Below are 23888 nucleotides of genomic sequence, written 5' to 3'. Positions count from 1 at the left end.
ATAAGGAACGGTATTAACGCGGGATCACCGCATTGCTGATGGCAATATCGCCGATCTCTATTCCGACGCTATTCAGCGCGCGTTTAAACATGCTCTCGCCGCCCGGCAGGCATATCGTCACCTGATAAACCGGCAGCCAGCGCCCTTTCGTATCCCACGGCGACAGATCCGCAATCTGCGTACTGGTTATCGCAAGTCGGCTGCGACAGCTCCCGGTCCCCTGGGACAAAGACTGGGTATTCAACACGTTTTTTTGCGCCTTACTGCCGCTGGGTTGAAAAAAGACGGCCTCCACCACCAGCTGATAACGGCTGCCTGCCAGGCGGCTCTCCTCCAGTAAAACGCCGGCCAGTTCGTAGAGGTCACTGACTTCCTGCTGGCTTAGCTCCTCTTTTTCACCGTAAAAGGCGGACCTTTCGCGCACAACGCTGGCCAGCGAATGGGTTACCCGTTCGAGGTAGCTTTTATTCAGAAAGACGTCGCTGAAATCCACCAGCAGCGCACACAGCAAAAAAAAGACGACGAAGTACAGACCGGCCTCGATCGCGACGGATCCACGATCGTCGCGCAAATAGCGTTGTATAGCGCCCATCGTTTTACTCATCATTTTCTGTCTCACGCTGAAATTCCTGTACCAGTAAAATCTTGCGGCTCAGTTCACGGATGACACTTTGGGAAGGAAAGAAAAAAAACAGCGGCTGATAATCAGTGGTCACGCTATAAAATGCCAGCGGCTTATTGCGCGCATCCGTGGTGGTGCAGGCGTGGTTAAGCACCGCAGAAATACTGTCACACCAGGCCACCGACAGCTCGACATGGACATCGCGTGAAATCAGCGGCCAGTCCGCCATACGTTTATTTATCTCATCATTAAAATAGTGCTGATAGTTTTCCGGCACCCGGGTAATAGCGGCAATGTGCCCCGACTCGGCGATAATCAGATCCAGCGCCGAGGAAATAAAAACCACCCGGCACATCTCAGCAATAAAAAGTATCGAAATAATAAAAGGAATAAACACCATGGAAAATTCCATAGCCGCTACGCCGTGTTCATCACATAAATAACGACGCAGGCCGCTTGTTATCTTTGTTAACATACATTCACCAATGGTTATACCCACGCCTGTAGCCAGTACCCGCAGCTGATGGCCAGCGCATATGGCACCGTCGCGCGTTGCTCGCGGGCGAAGAAATAAAAATAGAACAGGCTGGCAAGAGAGACGGGAATACCCGCGATGGCCGTCAGCAGCAAAAAATTACCGGTCTCCGGTACTGACAGCGCCACCGCCAGCGCGCACACCAGCTTAATATCCCCGGCGCCCATCAACTTCACCATCACGGCGATAAAACCCAGCGCCAGCAGGATGCCGGGGAGAATGAACGCCGGATATGGCATATGCGTAAATCCTGCGAGACAGGAGAGCAGCAGTATCAGCAGCGTGGCCCGGTTAGGAATCCGCCGCCAGCGGATATCCATATAGCAAATATAGATAAGCACTCCGCTAATACCGGCAGTCAATAGCCAAACGATATCCACGATAATCCTCGCTCTCCGCACGTCATAAAAATATGATTTTAACCGCGTCACTTTTTATTCAGTGGACGGGTTCTCGAGCACCGTCATGTCATTATCTTCCGGGTCCGACAGAGTGCATGTCTGGAGCCAGGAAAAATAAGTGGTTACGCTCTCCATGATTTTGCTGTCGCGATCGTAAAGCACTGGAGCCAGCGCAATGGCATCGCTAAGAATATCGGCAGCCGTTAATTCAACCGCCTGCTGCAGCAGAAGCGGGAAAATATCTTGCGGAACCGGCCTCTCTTTTTGCAACTGGCAACTCAGCGAGTGTAGCCATTGGTGATACCAGTTCAGGCGCTGCTGAATTAATTCTGCCCTGTTATCCAGTACCGGTGTAACGGAAATAAAACCACAGCTCATATCTGCCGAGCATAATCTGACGGCGAAGGACATTGTTAACGGATCATTCATAATAATATTCCTGTGGCGGCGGCAGATCGGGCTGCGCGTGGCAAATCTCAGCAATGGCCGCCGCCAACTGGCGCAGAAGCCAGAATAGTTGCCCGAGGGGCTCCTGCGCGGAGGCCACCACGGTCAGACATAATGGAAAACGCTGCGTAGCAACCTGCCAGAGCAGGATATTGTCCCTCTCGCCCTCGACGGTGATGGCCTTCTGCCCTCCGGCATCGATTTCATTCAGCATCGCGACGCCCACCCCGAGCAAGGAGCTGGTCATCGCCGCGATTTTATGTAACCTCCCGGGGTCCTCTTCTTTGAGCACTGCCGCGACTTCGTAACCATCTGCGGTCGCCACCAGTAGCTCCCCCATAACGGGATAGTTCCGGGCAAACTCGAGCAGCAGTTGCTGAATCTGCTGGCTGAGTTCAGTAGACAGGGTACCGGCATCTTCAATCGCAAAAGGAAGTATGCTTGTCATCAGGAATAAACCTCTTCATTTCTGGCACGCTCAAGCTGGCAAAACAGCACCTTGAGCAGAAATAAAACCCTTTCCGGGCTGCGTGCATCCAGCGTAGCGACCGGAAAGCACAGACCTTCCTCCCGTAACAAGCGCTGGTATTGTTCAATATCAGGTAAGGGGGACAAATCACACTTAACGATGCCCAGTAGCACGATCGCATTCCCCGGCAACGGGCCGGATTTCAGCGCCTGCAACCAGCTGCGAGTCTCCGCCAGCGGGTCAGGCCGGTGATTATCGGCCAGCAGCAGAATCCCCGCGCTGCCGCGTTCCAGGATATCGCGCATAAATGTGAAGCGTTCCTGCCCCGGAGTGCCGTAAAGCCGCATCCGGTTTTGCCCCCCAGGAATAGTCAGTTCGCCGTAGTCAAAACCCACGGTGGTGGTTTCTTTCTCTGCCACAACGCGGTCCGAGGCCCGTACGTCCGTTGACACGACGTTGATTTCACTGACACTACGGATAGCCGTGGTCTTACCTGAACCGCTGCGCCCTACCAGGATCACCTTATAGTCTTTCATCATCCCGAACCTTATGTCCTCCGCCGGCTTAACGCCGGCGGGGTTACTTATAAAATGACGATGGCCTCTTCGACGTCCGTCACTTTGCGTCTGGCCAGCGCCAGATTTCCATTGCGGCGATCGAGAATGGTATAAACGAATACCCCATCCACGGCCCTCACCGGTCGGAGTATGTGGTACTGTTTACCCAGCGTAATCAGGATGTCTTCCACCTCATCTCCGGTAGCCATTAATTTCAGCATCTTGATATTGGCGCGCAGAACGTCAGTAATGGCCGCGGCGGCAATTTCGACATCCAGACCGGCGGAGCCCACGCCGTGCAACAGCATGCCATTACGCGCATCGACCAGCGCCGCGCCCAGCGCACCATCAAGGTTAACCAGTCCATCGAGTAACTTTTCCATTTCAGCCATTATTTTCTCCTGTCATTTCATTCTGTTGTAATTAATCAGTGACCTTTAAGTCATGAAGAACTTCTTTAACATTTGCCAGCAAGATATTGTCGATAGAGAGCCCTTCGACCTTCAGTTTTAATATCTGGCACCATGGCTTCATGCCCGGCGTATAGCAACTGACCACCGCATGAACCTCTGAGGTCAAACAGAGTTCCTCATTGATAGTCGCATGCAGCGTATATTTATCGCCGACGCGGAAACGTTCGGTTCCCGGCTGCGCAAACTCGTGGATAATAACCGGAGAGTATTCCCGCAGCGCGACAATCTCAGCGTGTGATTTTTCCCAGTTCAGTACGCCTGGAATAATACTGTCAGCGGTTTCCCAGGGGCGGGGTAACGACATATCCGGCCTGTTGCGATAGCCGCGTAATACTCCATCCGCGCCGATCATCAGATGCGTGACGCCCGCCGGTACCTGCACCAGCAGATCTTTGTATTCATAAATTTTCATAATAATTATTTCCGTATAAAAGCAGATCCGGCGGTTCAGCCGTAATAAATATCAAACACCAGTCGTTCCCCTGGACTCTTACCCGCGGCGATGCGGAATACCTTCGATTTGGCCAGTGAGTGGGTAAATTCAAACTCAATTAAAACCGCATCAGTTTGATTCTGATAAAACGTCAATTTGTTGATGTTAGGGTATTCCCTGGGAATATCGTTCGCCGCCCGCAGCAACGCATGCCCTAGCCTGACATTCTGTAATTCAAAAATACGCTTATTTTTATCCGCGCTGGGAAGTTCACGGAAATTAATGGCATGCTGCGATTCCAGCGTCATGCGGAAATAGCCGGGATGGCGCCCGGAGCGAACCGCAGAAACGTCTTTCAGACCGCTGGTTAACGACAGCGAGGCCTTTTCCGGCAGCCCTGCCGGCTTCGCCGTCGGCTGATTATCCAGCAGCCGGGCGATCTCATCCTGAGCGGAGACCGGACTACGTCCAGCAGCAGTGGTGCTGACCACCGGCGGCGCAACGCCGGCCTGCGCAGCAGATTTCACCGCTGGCGCAACGCTTTTCGCGACCGACACCGGAGCCGGGGCTGAAGGCGCAGCGGACCGCACCAGTGGACGCGGATTCACTTTCGCCAGGGCTTCCATCAGCCCTTCGCTACGGTCGGCCATCTTTTCCTGCTGCAGGATACTTTCGGCACCGTTAAAGTCCTGGAGCTTCACCAGCACGTAGACGAGGTTATGCAGCACTTTCTGGCTCGCATGCCCCCTGCCATAGAGAGAAAAAAGATAGTCTCTGGCAGTGGCGTAATCGTTTTGCATGATGGCCAGCATCGCCAGATTGTTAATCACGATATCGTCATCAACAAAGCGCTGCCTCGCTTGATTAAACGCCCGGGCGGCGCCGCTAAAATCGCCATCTTGCGCCAGCAGGATCCCCTGCATATTCCAGGCCTCCCCGCTTGTGGGGTTCTGCCTGAGCACAGCGGAAACCATCGCCTGCGCATCGCTATAATTCCCGAGCTCCATCAGATTTTTACTGGCCAGTAATAACGCCCGCTCATCAGGATTGTTGGCGATCAGCGGCTGCAAATACTGGCGGGAAGAGTCGAAATCCTCCGCCAGATAATAGTATTCCGCCAGCTGGTACCGGGTATCCTTATCCTCTTTACGGCTGAGCTTTTCACGGTAAAGCTTGATCAAGCCATTATAGTTATTGACCTTACTGAGAATATATTCACGCTGGCTATCATTGAGTTCACCACCGCTGCCGGTTTGACTCTGGCATCCACACAACACAAAGAGCGCCAGTAACGTCGTAAGAGAGATTATTTTGACCACATTGACACCATCCCTATAAAACCCGGCCCCGCAACGATAACCAGCAGCGGAAACATAATGAAGGCGATCATCGGCAACGTCATTTTTGCTGACAGGCTGGCCACCTTCTCTTCCGTATTCAGCAGCTGCAGTTCGCGCATCTCTTTCGACAGATCGATCAACACCTGATATATCGACGAGCCATATTTAATACTCTGCTGTAAAGTCGAACACAGCATTCTGACTTCCGTCCCCGGCACCTCCTCATAGAGCTGTTCCAGCGCGGCGTTAATCCCGTTGACCTCCGTTTTGAGCATCGCCCGGTCAAACAGGGTGGCGATATTGGGATTAATGGCATAGGTATTGTCGGCGATATAGCGTAAGGCTTTTTCAATGGTCATCCCGGACTGCACGCAGACTGCCAGCATATCGATAACAAATGGCAGGTCATCAGAGATCCTTTTCATATGCTTTTTGATGGTCATTTCCTTTACCAGATTCGGTAACAGAATAACCACCACCACGCAGGCTAATACGCAAAGGAATAACATTTCACGGGAAAAGGTATAAATTCCAGCCGCATCAACGAATACCAGCAGTACCGTCGCGATGACGACGGTTAACGTTTTAGCGACAATGTTTTTATCCAGCATCGCGGTCCAGGAGACCAGGCGACTGGTTTTCCTCATTATTCGCTCAACCGGCGTCGTATTATCCTGCGGGATAAAAGCGTACTGTTGGCTGCTCTGTTCCAGCAGGTGATAAATACGCTCCCGGCGCCGTTTTAGCAGCCAGACCCGCGTTAACCCTCCGGCGCCCAAAACCAGCAGCGTCAGCGCAATAATATAAAACATATGCCACCTATATTTTATTCATCATCATCCAGACAATCAGCAGTCCCAGCAGAATGCTGCAAATGGCGTAATAGAGCATCATCTGGCCCGTCGGGTGGTGCAGTAAAATATCGAAATTAGCCGGCGACTGATATTTCAGAAAGAAAAAGAAAAAAATGGGAATCGCCGTCAGAATCTTAATTGACATGCGGACTTCCGACGTCATGGCGTATTTTTTCTTCTCCAGCACCCGGGCGTTCGAGATCAGCGTACCGAGACGTGACATCACCTCTTTGACCTGTCCCCCGCCTTTCATGTTCAGCTGTACGGTAATGATGAAAAAGTAGTATTCGCTAAACGGCAGGCGTCGCCACGAGGCCAAAAATACGCTTTCCGCATCCTCGCCAATTTCCAGGCGCTGCGATATTTGTCTGAATTCATCGCCGAGCACACCGTCAATCTTTTGCCCGCACTGCTCAATCCCCTGAATAACCGAGTTCCCGGCGCGGATTGAGCTGTTAATAATATTCAGCGCTTCCGAAAACTGAGCATCAAATTGCAGGCGCATTTTTTTCTTGCTGTTGAGATAGAGACCGTACAGCGTCAGCACAAAGAATGCGGGATGGATAATGACCGGACTCAGGTTCAGGTAATTCTGGTTAACGTACAGGCTGGCGGCCTGGACCAGCAGCAGAATCAGCCCGTGGCGCAAGGCGGTACTGCGCTGTTTGCCCAGCAGATGAAGACGCATATCGCCCATCATGCGTGATAACCAGCCGCCCAGCGGATTACGCATCAGCCGCCTCGTCAGCTCCACCCGGTTGCGGGCGGCTTCCGCCTGCTGCAAACGTTGCATACGCTTCTGCTGGCGATACCACAGCCCCAGTTGAATACAGCCTGCCAGCAGCAGAAAGCTAAAAATGATCATCATGGCATCCGGTTCCCGAACAGTTGTTTTAAAGGCTCAAGCAGACCGTGGACCAGCGCCTGGCGGTACACCGCCGAACGCTGCAGCAGCCCAAAACAGGTAAATGTCCCCTGAATCTTCCCGTATTCATTGCGATCCGCTTCGGCACCAAAGCTGAAGATGTCCTGCAGGATAATGTTGTCTCCTTCCATACCCATCACCTCGGCGATGTTGATCACCTTGCGCGAGCCATCCGGCAGGCGCGACACCTGGACAATGATGTTAACCGCCGAGGCGATATTGCGGCGTATAGCCGCCAGCGGCAGCGAGGCGCTGGACATCATGATCATACTCTCCAGACGCGCCAGCGCATCGCGCGGCGAGTTGGCATGCAGGGTGGACATTGAACCGTCGTGACCGGTGTTCATGGCCTGCAGCATCTCAAACGCCTCTTCGCCGCGGCACTCGCCGACGATGATCCTGTCCGGGCGCATACGCAGCGCATTGACCACCAGATGACGCATATTCACCACCCCCTGGTTTTCCGAACCAGCCATCCGCGTCTCCAGGCGAACCACGTGCGGCTGCTGTAGTCGAAGTTCTGCAGCATCTTCCAACGTGAGTACCCGCTCATCTTCATTGATGTACTGCGACATCGCGTTAAGCAGCGTGGTCTTCCCCGAGCCCGTCCCCCCGGAGACGATAATGTTGACCCGGCAGCGGCTGGCGATGACCAGAAAATTGGCCATCATTTCGTTCATGCTGCCGTACTCCACCAGGTCGGCCAGCGATTTCTTGCCCTTACCAAACTTACGGATAGAGATCGACGCGCCATCCAGCGCCACCGGTGAAATCACCACGTTCAGACGGCTGCCGTCCGGCATCCTCGCGTCCACCAGCGGCTGGGAATCATCGACCCGGCGCCCTACTCGCGAAACCAGCCGCCGGGCGATATCGGTGAGCTGAACGTCGTTGAGGAAGCGTTTATCGACCTGTTCAAGTTTGCCAAAACGCTCGACAAAAATGCGATCCGGCCCGTTAACCAAAATATCGCTGATGGTGTCGTCTTCCATTAATTCCCGTAGCGGGCCGTAGCCGGTGATCTCATCGGTGACCAGCTCGCACAGATCGTGACTGGCGCGGGAGGATAAATATCTGCCGCTGCTGTTCACCTGCCGCGTGATCACCTCACTGATTTCACGAAACAGCGCATCCCGGTCGTGGCGCAACGCATCAACCCGTTCTAAATCAACGCTCTTCAGCACCTGCTCGCGAAAATAGAGCAGGGATTCAAAGCTCTCCGTATCCATCGCTTTCGTTATCCTTAAAAGTTATGTCCTCGCCGTGCGGCGAACTCCGCTGTCCGTTACGACTTACGGTCGGGACGTAATGTGAATAACGATGGAAATAGTCTTCTCTTTGCCGTTTCCTGTTCTGATTTACCCAGCAGGCTCTGCGCGGCAAAACGCCACAGCGGGGTGGCCGACAACGGTTGGTTTTTCTTCACGTTCCACGGATTAATCACCGCCAGCGGGCATCCCAGATACTGCTCAATGTCATCATTGCGCAGCTCATCGCCGTGCATAGGGTGATTCTCATTGAGACAGATGAAAACCCGCAGCTCTTTGCCACCACGCGACAGGTCGACACGCTGCTTCTCATCCAGTAAATACTTCGCCACCCGCAGCGCGCTCAGATCGCGGTTAATAACCAGAATCAAGGTGCTGGATTGCGTAAAGACCGTCTCAAGATGCTCGTAGGGCTGGGCATAGACGCCGTGATCGAATATCACCAGATTGAACGCATTAAAGTGACTATCGTCATAGGTCCAGGCCGCATCCAGCGGTTCAATTCGCGCGGATTGATGGGGCCCCATCGCCGTGATCGCCCCGTCTCTGGGCAACGTGCGGGAGGTGATTAAATCAAGATCCCGGCTGCCGCTGGCGCCCTGCACCAACAGCGAGGGGATCGAGGTCTGCATACCGATGGCCTGAAACAGCTGCCAGGCCACGGTCGTGGTACCCGCGCCGCCTTTGCAGCCCAACAGGCTGATTTTCATCATGCTGCGCATCGCCAGGGCGCTGTCAGGCTGCTGAAGCTGCCCGGCCAGCTGCGCCAGCTGGGACTGAATATGCAGATAGCAGACGCCGGCGCTCATCAGCGCCTGGGCAAAAGCAATCGAGTCATTGCGGCCGAGAAAGACCTGACGCGCGCTGGCCGGAATCAGCAACGTGGCCGTTTCACATATCAACGTGACGTCATTGCAGCTGCCGATATCAATGATCACCGTCGCGGCGCCGCGTAAAATGCTGTCGTCCTGCAGCGCAAAAAAATCAAGCGGGTGGCTGATAACGTTATTAAAGTTATTGATTAATAACAAACTGCAAATATCGGAGAGCATCTCTTTATCGGGGGAGATGACCATAATTGACTGCCCGGCCCCCTTTTTCGCTTTATGCGCGGCTTCTGGCTCGCTTTTCTTTTTGGCATCCGAAAACAACTTCATCTTTCACTCCAGAATATTTTAATGACGCGAGACGGTTAGCGGGCAAAGCCGCCCTGTTCCAGAAAGCGTCCGGCATCACTATTTAAACGGTCTTCGCGCATTTTCTGGTCGACGCCGACGTTGAAGAACAGTTTTTCCACCGAGCTGCGGCGAAAGGACGGCAACGACATTTTGCGGGCTGCCGCTTCTGCCTGCGGCTTCACCAGATTCACCGTGGCGAAGACCACCAGTTCGCTTTTGCTTCTTTCGGTCATCGAGCTGCGGGCCAGCGCCCCAAGAACCGGGATATCGCCGATAAACGGCACTTTGGTGAGCGACTCTTTATCCGCCTCGCTTAATAAGCCGCCGATGACGAAGCTGTCGCCATCCGCCAGCTCGATGGTAGAGCTGGAACGTCGGGTGCGCATGGTGGGGATCTGATAGTCGTTATAGGCGTATGAGCCGGTGACGCTGCTTAACTCATTGGAGACATACAGGCGTATCTTCTGCCGTTTTTCGACCTTAGCGGTGATATTCAGGCGAATACCGTACTCTTTATACTGCACGGTGACCGAGTCCTGATCTTTGACCATAATCGGAATTTCGCCGCCCACCAGGAAGCTGGCGGACTCTCCGGAAAGCACGGTGAGGTTCGGCTGCGCCAGCACCCGGGCAATAGCGTCATTTTTGACCGCGTTAATCAGGGTGCTGATATTTCCGGCGTCAAAACCGCGGCGGAAACCCAGCAGATTAAAGACCCCAGGACTGTTGGTGTTGATACCGTTATTTCCGCCGCCGTTGATGATGCTGTCCAGCGTCAGGCTGCTCCACTCGATGCCCAGGTTGTCGGTAAACTCTTTGCTGACTTCCACTACGGTCAGCTTGACGTTGACCTGGTTCGAGGACGGGAGCTGTAAGCGGTTAATGACGTTGTCATAGACTTTGGCGACCGCAAAACGGGTGTTTTCACTGCTCTCGTTGCCGCCGTTGCTTTTCCCGCCGCCATCTCCGGATCCCACCAGGCTGCCGACCAGCTGATAGACCCCGTCGCGGGTCTCTTCATCGGGCACGGTGCCGCTCAGGATCCACGTGGCTTTATCGGCATTCTGGAAGCGTTTCACCTCTACCGTACTGCCGGGATATTCACGCGCCACGCGCTGGCGGATATCGCTCAGAAAAGGGTCAACATCCACGCTGAGATTCATCAATATTTTCGCCTGTGCGCCATAGACCACCAGTTCGGTGCTGCCCAGCTTGCGGGCATACAACACGATATTTTTATCGTTGACGATTTTGTAATCGGCTACGGCCGGGTCTGACACAAACACCGTATTAACGGCGCTGGCGAAGCGCAGCGTTTTCGATTGCCCGGGTTTGAGATTGACCACCTCCGCCCAGGCCCCCAGGGAAAACGTGCAAAACACCAGCAGCACAAACAGCCTTTTAATGCAGTACAATCGTTGAGTCATGTTTTAAAATATCCCTGTATCCGGGGGTCCATGGTGTTATAAGCCACCTGACGTCAGGCGGCGATTTAGCCTCGAAGCTCGTTAATTTCTGAGGCGAGCTTTGCAGGAACGGGAGGTAGATTAAAAATCACGTCGTCGCTGACCGGCCATGCCGCCTCCAGCGATGGGAGCGCAATGGTCGATTTCCCCTCCGGGGAGGTTGCCGCCGGGAACAGGAGAACATTCGCCAGTTCACCGCCCAGCCCTTTCAGCATCTTGACCTCGCGATCCTGCAGCTCCACCACCAGCTGACTCCCCTTTTCCACCACGCTGACGCCGTTATTGACCACCGTTTTTGCCGGGCGAATCGCCAGCACCCGCTTATTACCCATCAGCGGTTTCAGACGGTTATAAAGCTGATTTTTTTCCCTGGACTGGTCGGCGCCCACTTCCAGGGTATCTTCATGTTTGGGGTATATCCGGCGATAGGAGAGATAAATATCCACGCCCTGCCCGGCCTTGACGTTATTTAATAAATAGTTGTCTGCTTTGTTTAACTCGAAGGTGTAGAGAATATTTCCCGGCTGTAAAAACAGACTCAGATACTCATCGCTGCCCGGCTCCACCAGTAATCCCGGCAAAATCCATGAATTCGCCGGCACCGTGTTTTTTAACGCCCAGTTATCGAGGCTTTTACCGACGAGATTAAACTGAGCGTCGCTACTGCCGACCTCAACCGTCATGGTTTTAATCTGAAAGTCCCCGGCCCGGAGTATTGTTCTGGCGTCCAAATCACGGGTAGCTATCGCCACGCTGATGGTCTGCTGCGGTTTTTTTTCTGGCTGACTGGCCTGCAGAGGAGCAGCCGTGCGGGATTGATTAAAATAGAAAAACAGCCCCAGAATACCGACAACGATCATCACCACATAAACCAGCAGACCGCCTCTTTTCATATTCATTGTTTTCCACTTTGCGTTGACAGTATCCATGCATCTGAAATTCACAAATACGGGCATTGCGTCCTGCTATGCCCGTATAAAAACCATTAATGAACGTTTAAAGTCTTAAAGACCCATAGACGTTTCTACCTTAGTTTGGATATCACCAAAGATTTTGTTGAGTAAAGTGTCGACGGTCCCATTCTCACCAAAGATCACGGCGACAACGGCGGCCACGCCAGCGATGACAATCGCGTACTCAACGGCGGTGACGCCTTTTTCATTACGTTTGAAATCATGAATGCATCCAGCAACACAGGTATAAGCAGCCAGATACTTGTCATAAACACGATTTAGCATTACCAGTTTCCTTATTTAACCATCATTCAATATTTAAATTTATATGTCGCCCAAAATATATTCACGAAAAGAATTAATCTTTCGCTCATTGATATTCTCCGGGCGACAGAAGAATAGCCTGTTAATTCTGTCGCCAGCTAATATTTATAATCGATCGATTTCAGTCTGGTTAATAGTCAAAAGCTATCATTTAACATATAACGATCGTTTTAATCGATCGTTATAGGCAAAAAATGAGTATAAGAGACAGACGAATCGCTTATAAATCAGGCGTTATGCGGCGGTATTTCTCGCAGCAAAATTGCAGCGGCTAGCGTTTATTTTTAGCGGGTGATTTCATAATAAACACACAATTCAACAACCATTACATTCGATAGAAATCAACATTTGGTATTTAGCGCTGGCTTTGACGTTAAATTCGCAGCTTAAGTACCCTTTCGGCAGGCGCGGGAGTGATTTATCGCTTACAATATATGGCGGATATTGATGCCTGCCACACATATAAATAACAAATAATTAAAACAAAGAAAACTCCTAAAATGATGAATAATAATGAACGAGCGAGCCGCAGAAATTAATCAAAGGGACGGCGCAATTACCGCCCTATCATCAACGGAGTCATCTTATAGAGAGCAGACAGATAAGCAAACTGAACGACTAACAATGAAATATACTGAGTTTTATACTTAATGCAGAATAAATGGCGAACAGACAGCCGTTCATTATAGGATGGGTATGTCGAAAGCACACGGGCCTTGCCTCAATGCGACAAAGCCCTCAATCATGCCAGCCCTTTAAATCGTCACCATGCCGCGCACCCCTTCCGCTTCCATATCCGCGCCCTTTCCATGCTGAATAATCGCCCCGCGCGACATCACCAGATAGCGATCCGCCAGCGCCGCGGCAAAGTCATAAAACTGCTCGACCAGCAGAATGGCCATATCGCCACGGTTCGCCAGTTGACGGATCACTTCGCCAATCTCTTTGATGACCGACGGCTGAATACCTTCCGTCGGTTCATCGAGGATCAGCAATTGTGGCCGGCTGGCCAGCGCGCGGCCAATGGCCAGCTGCTGCTGTTGACCGCCGGAGAGATCGCCGCCGCGCCGCTGTTTCATGGTTTTCAGCACCGGAAACAGCTGATAAATTTCTTCCGGTACCTGCCCAGCGTCCCTGGCCGGAAACCGCGACAGCCCCATCAGCAGATTCTCTTCCACCGTCAGGCGAGGAAAGATTTCACGCCCCTGCGGCACATAGGCGATACCGGCCTGTACCCGCTGGTGCGGTTTACGCTGGGTAATCGTTTTCTCCTGCCAGATGACTTCGCCGCTGCGTGCCGGAATCAGCCCCATCAGGCACTTCAGTAAGGTGGTTTTACCCACGCCATTGCGTCCCAGCAGACAGGTGACCTCGCCTTGCCGGGCCTCAAAATCAACCCCACGCAGAATATGGCTGCCGCCATAATATTGATGTAACTGATTAACCTGTAACATTCGCTCTCCTTAACGACCGAGATACACTTCAATCACCTGCTCATTCGCCTGCACCTCGCGCAGCGAGCCCTCTGCCAGCACCTGTCCCTGATGCAGCACCGTGACCCGGTCAGCGATAGTTTCGACGAACCCCATATCGTGCTCCACCACCATCAGGGAATGTTGCCCGGCGAGGGTGCGGAACAGCTCGGCGGTATACTCGGTTTCAGCATCGGTCATCCCGGCAGCGGGCTCATCCAGCAGCAACAGATGCGGCTCCTGAACCAGCAGCATGCCGATCTCGAGAAACTGTTTTTGCCCGTGAGAAAGCAGCCCCGCCGGGCGCGTACGTTCGCCATCAAGACGCAGCAGGCGCAAAATGTCGCTGATGCGGTCCTCCTGCTCGCCGTTCAGCCGCGCCCGCAGGCTGGCCCAGACCGACTTATCGCCTTTCAGCGCCAGCTCAAGGTTTTCAGCGACGGTCAGCGCCTCAAACACCGTCGGTTTCTGAAACTTGCGACCGATCCCCTGGCGGGCGATAGCGATAGGGTCAAGTCCGAGCAGGTCGATGGACTGGTCATAGCGCGCCCTGCCGCTCTGCGGCCGGGTTTTGCCAGTAATGACATCCATCAGCGTCGTTTTCCCGGCGCCGTTCGGCCCGATAATGCAGCGCAGTTCGCCCACGCCAATCTGCAATGAGAGATCCGTCAGCGCCTGGAAACCATCAAAATTGACGTTGATGTTCTCCAGCTCCAGTACCGGGTCGGTCTGCGCGCGAAAGCGGTCCGTAGGCTGCTGGCGGGTAAACAGTCCTTCATCCGGTAGCATTAGCGGTCTCCTTTGCGTAGCAGGCCAATAACCCCGCGAGGTAAAAACAGGGTCACAATGATAAAAATCAGACCAAGGAACAGCTGCCAGTACTCCGGCATCGTGACGGTGAACAGGCTCTTCGCCCCGTTCACCAGCCCGGCGCCAAGAACCGGACCAATTAAGGTGCCGCGTCCACCCAGCGCCACCCAAATAGCCGCTTCAATGGAGTTGGTCGGCGACATTTCGCTGGGGTTAATAATGCCCACCTGAGGCACGTACAGTGCGCCTGCCAGGCCACACAGCACCGCCGACAGCGTCCACACCAGCAGCTTAAATCCGCGCGGATCGTATCCGCAGAACATCAGCCGGTTTTCCGCATCACGCACCGCCGTCAGGATCCGGCCGAATTTACTCTGCGCCAGCAGATAACCGATCCCTAACGTCAGCAGCAGCAGTAAAACCGTGACCATAAATAGCGCTGCCCGCGTGGTGGTCGCGGTAACGGAATAGCCAAGCAGCGTGGTGAATCCGGTAAAACCGTTGTTGCCGCCAAAACCGGTTTCGTTACGGAAAAAGAGCAGCATGCCGGCGTAGGTCAACGCCTGGGTCATAATCGAGAAGTAGACACCTTTGATTTTAGAGCGGAAAGCAAACCAGCCGAAGACTAGCGCCAGCAGCCCCGGAACCAGCACCACCAGCAGCATCGCCCAGGCAAAGTGCTGCGTTCCCCACCAGAACCACGGCAGCTCGCTCCACGACAGAAAAGACATGAATGCCGGCAGACCGTCGCCCGCCGCCTGGCGCATCAGATACATCCCCATCGCATAGCCGCCGAGGGCGAAAAAGATGCCGTGGCCCAGCGACAGCATACCGGCGTAGCCCCAGACCAGATCCAACGCAACGGCGACAATCGCGTAACAGAGGATTTTACCGCTCAGGGTCAGCAGCCAGGTGGAGACCGCCAGCGGATGCGATTGCGGCAGCAGCGCCAGAAATGGCATACTCAGCAACCCCAGCACCAGGAGCACGCCGAGCCATTGCAGCGGCCGCGGCGCCTTACGCGCTAATGTTAAGGTAATTGGTTGGCTCATCAGTCAATAACCCTCCCTTTTAAGGCAAACAGCCCCTGCGGACGTTTCTGAATAAACAGGATGATCAGCACCAGGATCAGGATCTTGCCCAACACCGCCCCGAGCTGAGGTTCAAGGATTTTGTTGAAGATGCCGAGGCCAAAGGCGGCCACCACGCTCCCCGCCAGCTGGCCGACGCCGCCGAGCACCACCACCAGGAAGGAGTCGATGATATAACCTTGTCCCAGCTCCGGGCCGACGTTACCCAGCTGCGACAGCGCCACGCCCCCCAGCCCGGCGATACCCGAACCGAGACCAAACGCCAGCATATCCACGCGCCCGGTCGGCACGCCGCAGCAGGCCGCCATCGCCCGGTTCTGCGTCACCGCCCGTACGTTCATGCCTAAGCGGGTTTTATTGAGAATTAACCAGGTGAAGAACAGCACCAGCAGCACAAAGCCCAGCACCGCCAGGCGGTTCCACGGCAGGATCAGGTTCGGCAAAACCTGCAGACCGCCGGAGAGCCAGGCCGGGTTGGCCACTTCCAGGTTCTGGGCGCCGAACAGCATGCGCACCAGTTGGATCAGCATCAGGCTAATCCCCCAGGTAGCCAGCAGCGTCTCCAGCGGCCGGCCGTAGAGATGACGAATGATAGTGCGTTCCAGCGCCATGCCGATGCCGCCGGTTATCAGGAAGGCGACCGGCAGCGCGACCAGCGGATAAAAAGCCAGCCACTGCGGCGCCAGCTGGGCCAGCGCCTGCTGCACCAGCCAGCAGCTGTAGGCGCCGATCATCAGCATCTCGCCGTGCGCCATATTGATGACGCCCAGCAACCCGTAGGTGATGGCCAGCCCCAGCGCCGCCAGCAGCAGAACCGACCCCAGCGACAGCCCCATAAACGCCTGGCCGAGAATATCGCCGAGCAGCAGACGCTGTTTAATCTGACTCAGGCTGTTTGCCGCCGCAGCGCGCACGCGGGCGTCAGGCTCATGCTGAAGATCGGTATAGGGAATCAGCAGCGCCTGGGTATCCGGATCCACCGAGTGGCCGAGCTGCTCAACGGCAGCCAGCCGTCTGGCGCTGTCCGGGCTGGCAAGCTGCAGACGGGCCAGCGCAATGTCCAGCTGCGTTTTCACGCCCTCATCGGTTTCAACCGCCAACCGTTGTTGCAACAGCCCCGCCATTTCCGGCGTAGCCTCCCGCTGTAGCGTTCTGACGGCGGCCGCTCTTTCCGTGACACTGTCACTGACAAGCAGATGGGTGGCCAGCGCCCCGGCGACCAGATTACGCAGGCGGTTGGTGAGGCGAACCGGTTTTGTCGCCCCTTGTGGAGAGTGCGCGGCTCCCAGCGCCTGCTGCTGGCTGAAGGCGTGGCCACTGTCGTCCGCCACCAGAGTTTCCGCTTTCAGCGCCCGCAGCAGCGGCAGTCGCTGGGCGTCCGGCGCGGCAGCCCACTGTTCCAGCAGGCGCGCCTGCTGGGTGCGGTTGGCCGCCACAAAATCATCCGCGTCCGCTGCCTGCGCCCGCCACGGCACGATCATCACCAGTAGCGCGAGGTAATACCCCACTATGCGCCATGTGCTCATGAGTATCTCCTTGTGTCATTTCCCCGTTAACGCTAACGAGGGTCGCGCGGGATTCCGGGATATCCCCGGTGGCGCTGGCGCTTACCGGGGCGACTTATGTCGCCCGGGCAACGCATGCGCACCCGGGAGAGAGGCGCTTAATTCGCGGCAGTTTTTATTGGATGATCGGGTTTCTTATCGTTGCCCGCGATCCACGGGCTCCACGGCTGGGCGCGCACCGGCTTATCGGTCTGCCAGACGACGTTGAACTGCCCGTTGCTTTCGATTTCGCCAATCATCACCGGTTTGTGCAGATGGTGATTAGTCGCGTCCATGGTCAGAGTAAAGCCCGAAGGGGCGTTGAAGGTCTGGCCGGCCATCGCTGCCCGCACCTTATCGACATCGGTGGTCCCCGCCTTGGTTACCGCCTGGGCCCACATGTGCAGCCCAACCCAGGTGGCTTCCATCGGATCGTTAGTCACCACGGTGTCGGCGTTTGGCAACTTGTGGGCTTTGGCATAGGCACGGTAATCCGCCACGAACTGTTTGTTGGTCGGATTATCGACCGACTCAAAGTAGTTCCACGCCGCCAGGTTCCCCACCAGCGGTTTGGTATCAATACCGCGCAGCTCCTCTTCACCGACCGAGAAGGCCACCACCGGCACATCGGTGGCCTTCAGCCCCTGGTTGGCCAGCTCTTTATAAAACGGGACGTTGGAGTCGCCGTTGATGGTAGAAACCACCGCCGTTTTACCGCCGGCGGAGAATTTCTTAATGTTGGCCACAATGGTCTGGTAATCGCTGTAACCGAACGGGGTATAGACCTCTTCGATGTCCTTATCCTGGATCCCTTTTGCATGCAGGAAGGCGCGCAGAATTTTGTTGGTGGTCCGCGGATAGACGTAATCGGTGCCCAGCAGGAAGAAGCGTTTCGCCCCGCCGCCATCTTCACTCAGCAGGTATTCCACCGCCGGGATCGCCTGCTGATTCGGCGCCGCGCCGGTATAGAAGACGTTTGGCGACATCTCTTCGCCTTCGTACTGTACCGGATAGAACAGCAGGCCGTTCAGCTCTTCAAAAACCGGCAGAACCGATTTTCGTGAGACCGATGTCCAGCAGCCAAAGACCGCCGCCACCTTGTCCTGGGTTAGCAGCTGACGGGCTTTTTCCGCGAACAGCGGCCAGTTTGACGCGGGATCGACAACCACCGGCTCGAGCTTTTTCCCCAGCACGCCGCCTTTAGCGTTAATGTCGTCAATCGCCATCAGCGCCACGTCTTTCAACGGGGTTTCGGAAATCGCCATGGTCCCGGAGAGCGAATGCATAATCCCGACTTTAATGGTGTCGGCGGCATAAACCTGGAAAGAGTAGCCCATGAGAACGGTAGAGGCGGAGAGTGCGAAAGCTTTTAATAATGTTCGACGCTGCATGATTCACTCCTGAAAATCGCAAAAACGAAAAATGAATGAACGACTATCCGGAAGTGATAAGGCAAAAACGGTGCCAGGTTATCTGACGGCGGGAAAGCGCGCGACGGCGCGGCAGGAGAGAAACAGACAGGCAGCGTTGCCTCAAAACGGTGCAACGCTGCGCTATGAAGAGCGGTTACCAGACCTGAGCGGCGATCCCGGTGACCAGGCGGACTTTATCCCACTGCTGGGGTTCCGTCAGCGCGTTCCCCTCCTCGGTCGAGGCGAAGCCACACTGCGGGCTGAGGCAAATCTGCTGCAGAGCAACATACTGCGCGGCCTCCTGCAGACGCGCTTTCACTCCCTCCGGGTTTTCCAGCTCGCCGTTTTTGGTGGTGATTAATCCCAGCACGACCTGCTGCTTGCCCGGACGGATAAAGCGCAGCGGGGCGAAATCGCCGGAGCGGTCATTATCATACTCGAGGAAGAACGCATCGACGTTGACCCCGCCAAACAGCACCTCGGCAACCGGCTCATAGCCGCCTTCCGAGATCCAGGTGGAACGGAAGTTCCCGCGACAAACGTGCAGGCCGATGGTCAAATCGTCCGGTTTGCCTTCCAGAGCCTTATTCAGCACCCGGGCGTACGTTTTGGCCAGCTCGTCAGGATCGTCGCCGCGATCGCGCACCTGCTGACGTTGTTCATCGGAACACAGATAGGCCCAGACGGTATCATCGAGCTGCAGATAGCGGCAGCCGGCATCATAGAAGGCGCGAATGGCATCTCGCCAGGTGGTCGCCAGATCGTCGAAATAGTCGGCGAGGTCCGGATAAACCGTGGCATCAATATCTTTACGCCCGCCGCGGAAATGGAGCACGCTCGGGCTTGGAATGGTCATCTTCGGCTGCGCTTCGCCGCTGACGCTTTTCAGATAACGAAAATCTTCCAGCATCGGATGATCGCCAAACGCCAGTTTACCGATGACGCGAACGCCGTGAGCTTTGGTCTGCACGCCGTTGAACTGGATCCCTTTGTCGGAATCGTAGCGTTCAACGCCTTCTAAACCATCGAAGAAATCGAAGTGCCACCACGCGCGGCGAAATTCGCCGTCTGTCACCACGTGCAGCCCGCAATCACACTGCTGCCTGACCAGCTGGCGGATAGCATCATTTTCAATCTGGCGCAGCTGTTGTGCATCGATGGCGCCTTCGGCAAGCTGCTGACGCGCGACCTTTATTGCCTCTGGACGTAAAAAACTGCCGACGATATCTGCGCGGAACGGGGCCTGTTGACGTTGCATGGTGTCTCCTTAGCGGTAAGCACAATTAGTTGCCTGCCGTGATAGTTCATTATTTGAATTTTAGACTTCTGGATGGCTATATGTCCAGATACTGTCATGCACTGCCGTCAGCGGCAAACGAGAAAAATTCATCGGACATGAAATAAATTCATTTAGCGGCCGGCTACCCGCAGAACCGGCCGCAGTGAGTTAGTCGGCGAAAGGCAGCCCCTCGTCCTGCCAGCCGGTGAGGCCGCCGAGCATCATTTTGACCGGACGCCCCAGTTCAGCCAGCTTGAGAGCGGCAATATCCGCACCGTTGCAGTGGGGGCCGGCGCAATAGACGACGAACAGCGTCTCAGCTGGCCACGCGCTCATGCGGCCGGCATCGATCAGGCGATGCGGCAAATGCAGCGCTCCAGGCAGATGCCGTCGGGCAAAGGTCTCCGCACTGCCGACGACGTGCAGCAGTACAAAATCGCACGCCCCGTCGCGCATCGCGCTGTAGACATCCGCGCAGTCGGTTTCAAAACTCAGTTTATGCCGGAACCAGGCGGCAGCGTCGGCGCAAGCGGCGGGGGTAAAAGCGGTTACAACACTCATGGCGTATTCTCCTTGTCTGTGGTACCACTAATTTAATGAATCCGCTCACTTATCCTCTGCCGGCAACCATGACAGAAAACGTTGAAATCCTGACAAATCCTCCCGTGACGTTGTCACACCATAAGGTCGTTGTGCTGGCCTACGATGGCCTGTGCACCTTTGAGTTTGGTATCGCGGTGGAGATCTTTGGTCTTCCCCGCCCGGAAATGGGCGATCGCTGGTACCAGTTCGCGGTCGCCGCCGTCGATGACGGTGAGCTACGGGCTACCGGTGGTATCCGGCTGATGACCGACGGCGGCATGAATTTGCTTCAGGATGCGCAGACTATCGTGGTTCCCGGCTGGCGCGGAATCGATGCCCCGGTCCCGGCGGCGCTGTGCGATGCCTTAGCCGCCGCCCATGCGCGCGGCTGTCGGATTATCTCAATCTGCTCCGGCGTATTTGTTCTCGCGGCGGCCGGGTTACTCAATGGCCGCAGAGCGACAACGCACTGGCGATACACGGAGAATCTGCGCCAGCGCTTCCCGCTGATTGATGTGGTCGCCGATGTGTTGTACGTGGGTTCTGACGGCATGATGACCTCCGCGGGCAGTGCCGCCGGCATCGACCTGTGCCTGCACCTTGTGCGTGAGGATTATGGGATTGACGCCGCCAATACCGTGGCCAGACGACTGGTTGTCTCTCCGCATCGCGACGGCGCGCAGGCGCAGCAGGTTGTCCGCCCTGTCGCCCAAACGCGGGAAAGCCAGCGCCTGGGGCTGGTGTTTGATTATCTGCATCAGCATCTTGCCGCCAGCCATACCGTGGCGTCGCTGGCGCAACAGGCGGGGATGAGTCCTCGCACCTTTTTACGCCGTTTTCAGGCGGCGACCGGTAAGACCCCTGCGCGCTGGCTGCTGGATGAGCGGTTGCAGCGCGCGCAGCAGCATCTGACCCATAGCCGCATCAGCATCGATAAAATCGCCGAACTCAGCGGTTTCGCCGATGCCGGCACCCTGCGCCACCATTTTCGCCAGCAGTTCGCTATCAGCCCATCCGCATACCGGAAGAAGTTTTCTGCCGCTGCGGTTGTAAAATCGTAGCAGGCGGTCACAATGGTTTGCCGATCGCTGTCATTACGCAAGGAGCCTGTCAGATGAAAAAAGAGTGTCGAGTCGTTCTGTACAAAGAGGGAATTCTGGGGAGCATGTTTTTTGGCGAAGCGAAAGCTGACCCGGAGAAAATGAGCCGTTTTCTCAATGAGTTCACCCTGCAGGGCTGGGAAGTCAAAACGATGTCCGTGGAGCGCCGCAGAACCGGACTGTTCTGGTCGCGCGAGGCCTATCTGTTCGTCCTTGAACGGCCACTCTAACCCCTCACCGCACTATTTATTTCACGCTGAAAAAGTTTTCCTGGTTAATTATTTGTTTAGGTTGACCAGGTTATTCTTTATGCAACAACCGTACACCACGTTCAATAAGGACTACTTAGCGCACACTAATCAATGATGGAGGTTAATCATGCTGGGAAATATGCATGTATTTATGGCAGTACTGGGAACAATTCTGTTCTTTGGTTTTCTTGCCGCGTATCTAAGCCACAAATGGGATGACTGATGAACGACGATAATCCCCACCCGTAACCGCCCCCTGCTGCTGATTGCACCAGGGGGCGTTCCGCTTTTAGCTTCCCGATCATAGCTTTCGCTTCATTATGAGAAATTCACGCCTTCCGCTATGCCTGGGGCCCCGATTGCAATGAAGGATCGTCACTTTACATTCATACAGCGGGTGTAGATTATTCAGCATTATTCGCGATATCGGATTCCTTGCCAGTGAAAACCTATATAGCTATTCCGTTGCTAGCCTTTTTTCTCACATGCATCGCCGGACTATTTTTAAACAGACCCTCCTCGCGGATTATTCAAGATAAATGCATGTCGTTCGATGGCGTAATGGCATCGTGCATGACAAAGCACTACAGCCCCCATCACCGCTTCTCTTAGAGGGACATCGGTATTGAGCCCCCCTCGCTGCGAACCAGCAGAAATACCACTCAGGTCAACACATCGCTTTGATGGCCTCGCGGCCAGGTTTTACGCATGGAATATTCCGGTTTAAGGTGTGTAGCGAAAGGGAATTATTGATTCTCCATAAAATATTCACATTTTTGGTTTGCAATTGAGGCTCGCCAGTTCAGGAGCTATTATGAAAAAAATTATCCTTGTCATTTTTGTGCTCTGCGCAGCCGTGTCTCTTTCCGGATGCATCCTTCCGCCTGGAGGCCCCGGAGGAGGACCCGGCGGTGGTCCTGGCGCTGGACACTTTCATGGGCCAGACCTCCGTTAAGGTGTTTATTACAGCGATTAAAACAGCCACCGGAAGGTGGCCTTTTTAACCGCAACAAAGGCTATCAACTGAATGTGAAAACCGGCGACATCAAGTCTGACTTCTCCCGGGAATGAGGGGCTAAAAGTGTCAGAAGGCCTATGGGTTTATCAGGAAATGACCCGGGGCGGTATCAGCGGTTGCTTCAACAGAATGTTTGCGCCGATCGCCAGCGCCAGATAAAACGTCAACCCGCTGATATTGTGTTTTATTATAAAAAAGTGAGAGTTATACGTTATTTAACTATTATGACGCCGCTGGCTCGCAGAATAGACCCCTCTTAACCGCTAAAAAGTGTGACATTGATCAAACTCAACAACATAGCAGGCTCAAAGGCGTATTTATATTACGTCCGTTACCAGGGCCCGGCCTTGTACACAATACGGTTTTTTTGATGCACAGAGAGAAAGAGGAGAAATACCCATGGTCACTTATGATCGTAACCGCAATCCTATTACCAACGGAAGCCAGGTGATGATTAATGGGACAGGTAAAACGGGTAAAATTGTTGCTATCCACTCCAATGGGCTCACACCCGCCCAATTACGTCGCAGCAAAACCATTGAAGTTGAAGGGAATGAAGGTAAGTTCGAACCCGTTGAACTGATCCGTCTTGGCCTACACTAAAGACGGCAATGCCGCTGCGGCACCGGCAACTCAATATCTGGCAAGCTCATGCAGAACAGATATTCAGCGAACAGTACCGGAACGGCATTTTTGTCCCCTGCCTGACTTGCCGATATCACCTTCTGTCTGGCACGCATTCAGCAACGCGGCCTCATCACGGCTCACATTTCCAGAGAGTATTTTGTACTCCACTCCCCTTCGGCAAATTCGGGTTCATATTTGCACTATGGAGATAGACTGCTTTTGATTTTCCATACTGCTGACAGGCTTTAACGGCCGTAGAATGCAAACTATCGAGACCGTTCCACGCATCAGCCTGAATGCTGACCTTGTCACCATCGTTATACTGGACTGCTGCGCACCCTGATAGCGTTCCTGTGAGTACAATACCCAACACCGCCTTCATACCTTTCATTAAGTTCCCCCACATTAATGCCGGGGATTATAGTTTAAGCAGTCACGCGCGTCAGGCATATTTCGG

At 54.6% G+C, this 23888-nt stretch carries 28 protein-coding genes; 4 read left to right on the top strand and 24 right to left on the bottom strand.

Annotated features, from left to right (window positions below; genetic code table 11):
- Positions 1 to 13: 13 nt before the first annotated feature.
- From tadF to BV390_RS10820, 23 genes are all read right to left on the bottom strand, one after another.
- Positions 14 to 619 carry a tight adherence pilus pseudopilin TadF gene (tadF, locus tag BV390_RS10930; protein ID WP_139155983.1) on the bottom strand — a complete coding sequence of 202 codons (606 nt, stop codon included), beginning with the start codon at positions 617 to 619 and terminating at the stop codon, positions 14 to 16.
- A complete protein-coding gene (locus BV390_RS10925) occupies positions 597 to 1022 on the bottom strand; it encodes a hypothetical protein (protein WP_047664935.1) in 426 nt (141 codons plus the stop codon). The genes tadF and BV390_RS10925 overlap by 23 nt, the downstream gene beginning before the upstream one ends.
- Positions 1023 to 1111: 89 nt before the next feature.
- Positions 1112 to 1537, bottom strand: coding sequence for an A24 family peptidase (locus BV390_RS10920; RefSeq protein WP_032696134.1), 426 nt, complete (start codon positions 1535 to 1537; stop codon positions 1112 to 1114).
- 54 nt (positions 1538 to 1591) lie between these two features.
- The gene (locus BV390_RS10915; RefSeq protein WP_032687589.1) at positions 1592 to 1987 is read right to left on the bottom strand and encodes a hypothetical protein; all 396 of its coding nucleotides are present in this window, start codon (positions 1985 to 1987) and stop codon (positions 1592 to 1594) included.
- Complete coding sequence (locus BV390_RS10910) at positions 1980 to 2453, bottom strand: roadblock/LC7 domain-containing protein (protein WP_085396921.1); 474 nt, start codon at positions 2451 to 2453, stop codon at positions 1980 to 1982. The genes BV390_RS10915 and BV390_RS10910 overlap by 8 nt, the downstream gene beginning before the upstream one ends.
- A complete protein-coding gene (locus BV390_RS10905; protein WP_223306627.1) occupies positions 2453 to 3013 on the bottom strand; it encodes a GTP-binding protein in 561 nt (186 codons plus the stop codon). Before BV390_RS10905 ends, BV390_RS10910 begins: the two co-directional genes overlap by 1 nt.
- A 44-nt stretch (positions 3014 to 3057) precedes the next feature.
- Positions 3058 to 3423, bottom strand: a complete 366-nt coding sequence (locus BV390_RS10900) for a roadblock/LC7 domain-containing protein (RefSeq protein WP_032687582.1) — start codon at positions 3421 to 3423, stop codon at positions 3058 to 3060.
- Between the two features lie 31 nt (positions 3424 to 3454).
- Positions 3455 to 3916 (bottom strand): hypothetical protein, encoded by a 462-nt coding sequence (locus BV390_RS10895; RefSeq protein ID WP_032696131.1) that lies wholly within the window; start codon positions 3914 to 3916, stop codon positions 3455 to 3457.
- Positions 3917 to 3951: 35 nt separating this feature from the next.
- Positions 3952 to 5256, bottom strand: a complete 1305-nt coding sequence (locus BV390_RS10890; protein ID WP_085396920.1) for a tetratricopeptide repeat protein — start codon at positions 5254 to 5256, stop codon at positions 3952 to 3954.
- Positions 5244 to 6089, bottom strand: coding sequence for a type II secretion system F family protein (locus BV390_RS10885; RefSeq protein ID WP_049264461.1), 846 nt, complete (start codon positions 6087 to 6089; stop codon positions 5244 to 5246). The genes BV390_RS10890 and BV390_RS10885 overlap by 13 nt, the downstream gene beginning before the upstream one ends.
- 7 nt (positions 6090 to 6096) lie before the next feature.
- Positions 6097 to 6999 carry a type II secretion system F family protein gene (locus BV390_RS10880; protein WP_085396919.1) on the bottom strand — a complete coding sequence of 301 codons (903 nt, stop codon included), beginning with the start codon at positions 6997 to 6999 and terminating at the stop codon, positions 6097 to 6099.
- Positions 6996 to 8285, bottom strand: a complete 1290-nt coding sequence (locus tag BV390_RS10875; protein ID WP_032696130.1) for a CpaF family protein — start codon at positions 8283 to 8285, stop codon at positions 6996 to 6998. The genes BV390_RS10880 and BV390_RS10875 overlap by 4 nt, the downstream gene beginning before the upstream one ends.
- Positions 8286 to 8341: 56 nt before the next feature.
- A complete protein-coding gene (locus BV390_RS10870; RefSeq protein WP_032696129.1) occupies positions 8342 to 9481 on the bottom strand; it encodes a hypothetical protein in 1140 nt (379 codons plus the stop codon).
- A 35-nt stretch (positions 9482 to 9516) separates the two neighbouring features.
- On the bottom strand, positions 9517 to 10929 hold the full coding sequence (locus BV390_RS10865) for a type II and III secretion system protein family protein (protein ID WP_046852463.1): 1413 nt from the start codon (positions 10927 to 10929) through the stop codon (positions 9517 to 9519).
- A gap of 65 nt (positions 10930 to 10994) precedes the next feature.
- Positions 10995 to 11867 carry a hypothetical protein gene (locus BV390_RS10860; RefSeq protein ID WP_049264466.1) on the bottom strand — a complete coding sequence of 291 codons (873 nt, stop codon included), beginning with the start codon at positions 11865 to 11867 and terminating at the stop codon, positions 10995 to 10997.
- Between the two features lie 105 nt (positions 11868 to 11972).
- Positions 11973 to 12206 (bottom strand): Flp family type IVb pilin, encoded by a 234-nt coding sequence (locus BV390_RS10855; RefSeq protein ID WP_085396918.1) that lies wholly within the window; start codon positions 12204 to 12206, stop codon positions 11973 to 11975.
- 794 nt (positions 12207 to 13000) lie between these two features.
- A complete protein-coding gene (gene urtE, locus BV390_RS10850) occupies positions 13001 to 13699 on the bottom strand; it encodes an urea ABC transporter ATP-binding subunit UrtE (RefSeq protein ID WP_046852461.1) in 699 nt (232 codons plus the stop codon).
- Positions 13700 to 13708: 9 nt separating this feature from the next.
- Positions 13709 to 14506, bottom strand: a complete 798-nt coding sequence (gene urtD / locus BV390_RS10845) for an urea ABC transporter ATP-binding protein UrtD (protein WP_032696125.1) — start codon at positions 14504 to 14506, stop codon at positions 13709 to 13711.
- Entirely contained in the window at positions 14506 to 15579 is a 1074-nt protein-coding gene (gene urtC, locus BV390_RS10840; RefSeq protein ID WP_032699767.1) for an urea ABC transporter permease subunit UrtC, read from the bottom strand. Before urtC ends, urtD begins: the two co-directional genes overlap by 1 nt.
- The gene (gene urtB, locus BV390_RS10835) at positions 15579 to 17144 is read right to left on the bottom strand and encodes an urea ABC transporter permease subunit UrtB (protein ID WP_032687563.1); all 1566 of its coding nucleotides are present in this window, start codon (positions 17142 to 17144) and stop codon (positions 15579 to 15581) included. Before urtB ends, urtC begins: the two co-directional genes overlap by 1 nt.
- 137 nt (positions 17145 to 17281) lie before the next feature.
- Complete coding sequence (gene urtA / locus BV390_RS10830; RefSeq protein WP_004862326.1) at positions 17282 to 18553, bottom strand: urea ABC transporter substrate-binding protein; 1272 nt, start codon at positions 18551 to 18553, stop codon at positions 17282 to 17284.
- Positions 18554 to 18728: 175 nt separating this feature from the next.
- Entirely contained in the window at positions 18729 to 19832 is a 1104-nt protein-coding gene (locus BV390_RS10825; RefSeq protein WP_047664941.1) for a cobalamin-independent methionine synthase II family protein, read from the bottom strand.
- Positions 19833 to 20021: 189 nt separating this feature from the next.
- Positions 20022 to 20414 carry a rhodanese-like domain-containing protein gene (locus BV390_RS10820; RefSeq protein WP_032687560.1) on the bottom strand — a complete coding sequence of 131 codons (393 nt, stop codon included), beginning with the start codon at positions 20412 to 20414 and terminating at the stop codon, positions 20022 to 20024.
- 68 nt (positions 20415 to 20482) lie between these two features.
- Here BV390_RS10820 and ftrA point away from each other — a divergent pair, with 68 nt between their 5' ends.
- From ftrA to ydfZ, 4 genes are all read left to right on the top strand, one after another.
- On the top strand, positions 20483 to 21496 hold the full coding sequence (gene ftrA / locus BV390_RS10815) for a transcriptional regulator FtrA (protein WP_085396939.1): 1014 nt from the start codon (positions 20483 to 20485) through the stop codon (positions 21494 to 21496).
- 53 nt (positions 21497 to 21549) lie between these two features.
- A complete protein-coding gene (locus BV390_RS10810; RefSeq protein ID WP_004862336.1) occupies positions 21550 to 21765 on the top strand; it encodes a DUF4177 domain-containing protein in 216 nt (71 codons plus the stop codon).
- Between the two features lie 148 nt (positions 21766 to 21913).
- Complete coding sequence (gene mgtS, locus BV390_RS30630; protein ID WP_004102377.1) at positions 21914 to 22009, top strand: protein MgtS; 96 nt, start codon at positions 21914 to 21916, stop codon at positions 22007 to 22009.
- Positions 22010 to 23203: 1194 nt separating this feature from the next.
- The gene (gene ydfZ, locus BV390_RS10805; RefSeq protein WP_032687557.1) at positions 23204 to 23407 is read left to right on the top strand and encodes a putative selenium delivery protein YdfZ; all 204 of its coding nucleotides are present in this window, start codon (positions 23204 to 23206) and stop codon (positions 23405 to 23407) included.
- 154 nt (positions 23408 to 23561) lie between these two features.
- On the opposite strand, the gene BV390_RS10800 is transcribed toward ydfZ, so the two are convergent.
- The gene (locus BV390_RS10800) at positions 23562 to 23822 is read right to left on the bottom strand and encodes a hypothetical protein (protein ID WP_032687556.1); all 261 of its coding nucleotides are present in this window, start codon (positions 23820 to 23822) and stop codon (positions 23562 to 23564) included.
- Positions 23823 to 23888 lie beyond the last annotated feature (66 nt).

Origin of the sequence: Klebsiella sp. YJ (assembly GCF_002108615.1) — a bacterium.
Taxonomy (GTDB): domain Bacteria; phylum Pseudomonadota; class Gammaproteobacteria; order Enterobacterales; family Enterobacteriaceae; genus Klebsiella; species Klebsiella planticola.
This window is presented reverse-complemented; position numbering and strand designations above follow the sequence as displayed.

Bases quoted from the DNA above. Each gene is read 5' to 3' on its own strand.
- BV390_RS10800 (WP_032687556.1), bottom strand. From the start codon at position 23,822: ATGAAAGGTATGAAGGCGGTGTTGGGTATTGTACTCACAGGAACGCTA.
- BV390_RS10925 (WP_047664935.1), bottom strand. From the start codon at position 1,022: ATGGTGTTTATTCCTTTTATTATTTCGATACTTTTTATTGCTGAGATG.
- BV390_RS10825 (WP_047664941.1), bottom strand. From the start codon at position 19,832: ATGCAACGTCAACAGGCCCCGTTCCGCGCAGATATCGTCGGCAGTTTT.
- ftrA (WP_085396939.1), top strand. From the start codon at position 20,483: ATGACAGAAAACGTTGAAATCCTGACAAATCCTCCCGTGACGTTGTCA.
- urtB (WP_032687563.1), bottom strand. From the start codon at position 17,144: ATGAGCACATGGCGCATAGTGGGGTATTACCTCGCGCTACTGGTGATG.
- BV390_RS10915 (WP_032687589.1), bottom strand. From the start codon at position 1,987: ATGAATGATCCGTTAACAATGTCCTTCGCCGTCAGATTATGCTCGGCA.
- BV390_RS10895 (WP_032696131.1), bottom strand. From the start codon at position 3,916: ATGAAAATTTATGAATACAAAGATCTGCTGGTGCAGGTACCGGCGGGC.
- BV390_RS10875 (WP_032696130.1), bottom strand. From the start codon at position 8,285: ATGGATACGGAGAGCTTTGAATCCCTGCTCTATTTTCGCGAGCAGGTG.
- BV390_RS10870 (WP_032696129.1), bottom strand. From the start codon at position 9,481: ATGAAGTTGTTTTCGGATGCCAAAAAGAAAAGCGAGCCAGAAGCCGCG.
- BV390_RS10910 (WP_085396921.1), bottom strand. From the start codon at position 2,453: ATGACAAGCATACTTCCTTTTGCGATTGAAGATGCCGGTACCCTGTCT.
- urtA (WP_004862326.1), bottom strand. From the start codon at position 18,553: ATGCAGCGTCGAACATTATTAAAAGCTTTCGCACTCTCCGCCTCTACC.
- urtD (WP_032696125.1), bottom strand. From the start codon at position 14,506: ATGCTACCGGATGAAGGACTGTTTACCCGCCAGCAGCCTACGGACCGC.
- BV390_RS10900 (WP_032687582.1), bottom strand. From the start codon at position 3,423: ATGGCTGAAATGGAAAAGTTACTCGATGGACTGGTTAACCTTGATGGT.
- BV390_RS10810 (WP_004862336.1), top strand. From the start codon at position 21,550: ATGAAAAAAGAGTGTCGAGTCGTTCTGTACAAAGAGGGAATTCTGGGG.
- BV390_RS10855 (WP_085396918.1), bottom strand. From the start codon at position 12,206: ATGCTAAATCGTGTTTATGACAAGTATCTGGCTGCTTATACCTGTGTT.
- BV390_RS10820 (WP_032687560.1), bottom strand. From the start codon at position 20,414: ATGAGTGTTGTAACCGCTTTTACCCCCGCCGCTTGCGCCGACGCTGCC.
- BV390_RS10865 (WP_046852463.1), bottom strand. From the start codon at position 10,929: ATGACTCAACGATTGTACTGCATTAAAAGGCTGTTTGTGCTGCTGGTG.
- BV390_RS10885 (WP_049264461.1), bottom strand. From the start codon at position 6,089: ATGTTTTATATTATTGCGCTGACGCTGCTGGTTTTGGGCGCCGGAGGG.
- ydfZ (WP_032687557.1), top strand. From the start codon at position 23,204: ATGGTCACTTATGATCGTAACCGCAATCCTATTACCAACGGAAGCCAG.
- urtC (WP_032699767.1), bottom strand. From the start codon at position 15,579: ATGAGCCAACCAATTACCTTAACATTAGCGCGTAAGGCGCCGCGGCCG.
- BV390_RS10860 (WP_049264466.1), bottom strand. From the start codon at position 11,867: ATGAATATGAAAAGAGGCGGTCTGCTGGTTTATGTGGTGATGATCGTT.
- BV390_RS10905 (WP_223306627.1), bottom strand. From the start codon at position 3,013: ATGATGAAAGACTATAAGGTGATCCTGGTAGGGCGCAGCGGTTCAGGT.
- BV390_RS10880 (WP_085396919.1), bottom strand. From the start codon at position 6,999: ATGATGATCATTTTTAGCTTTCTGCTGCTGGCAGGCTGTATTCAACTG.
- urtE (WP_046852461.1), bottom strand. From the start codon at position 13,699: ATGTTACAGGTTAATCAGTTACATCAATATTATGGCGGCAGCCATATT.
- mgtS (WP_004102377.1), top strand. From the start codon at position 21,914: ATGCTGGGAAATATGCATGTATTTATGGCAGTACTGGGAACAATTCTG.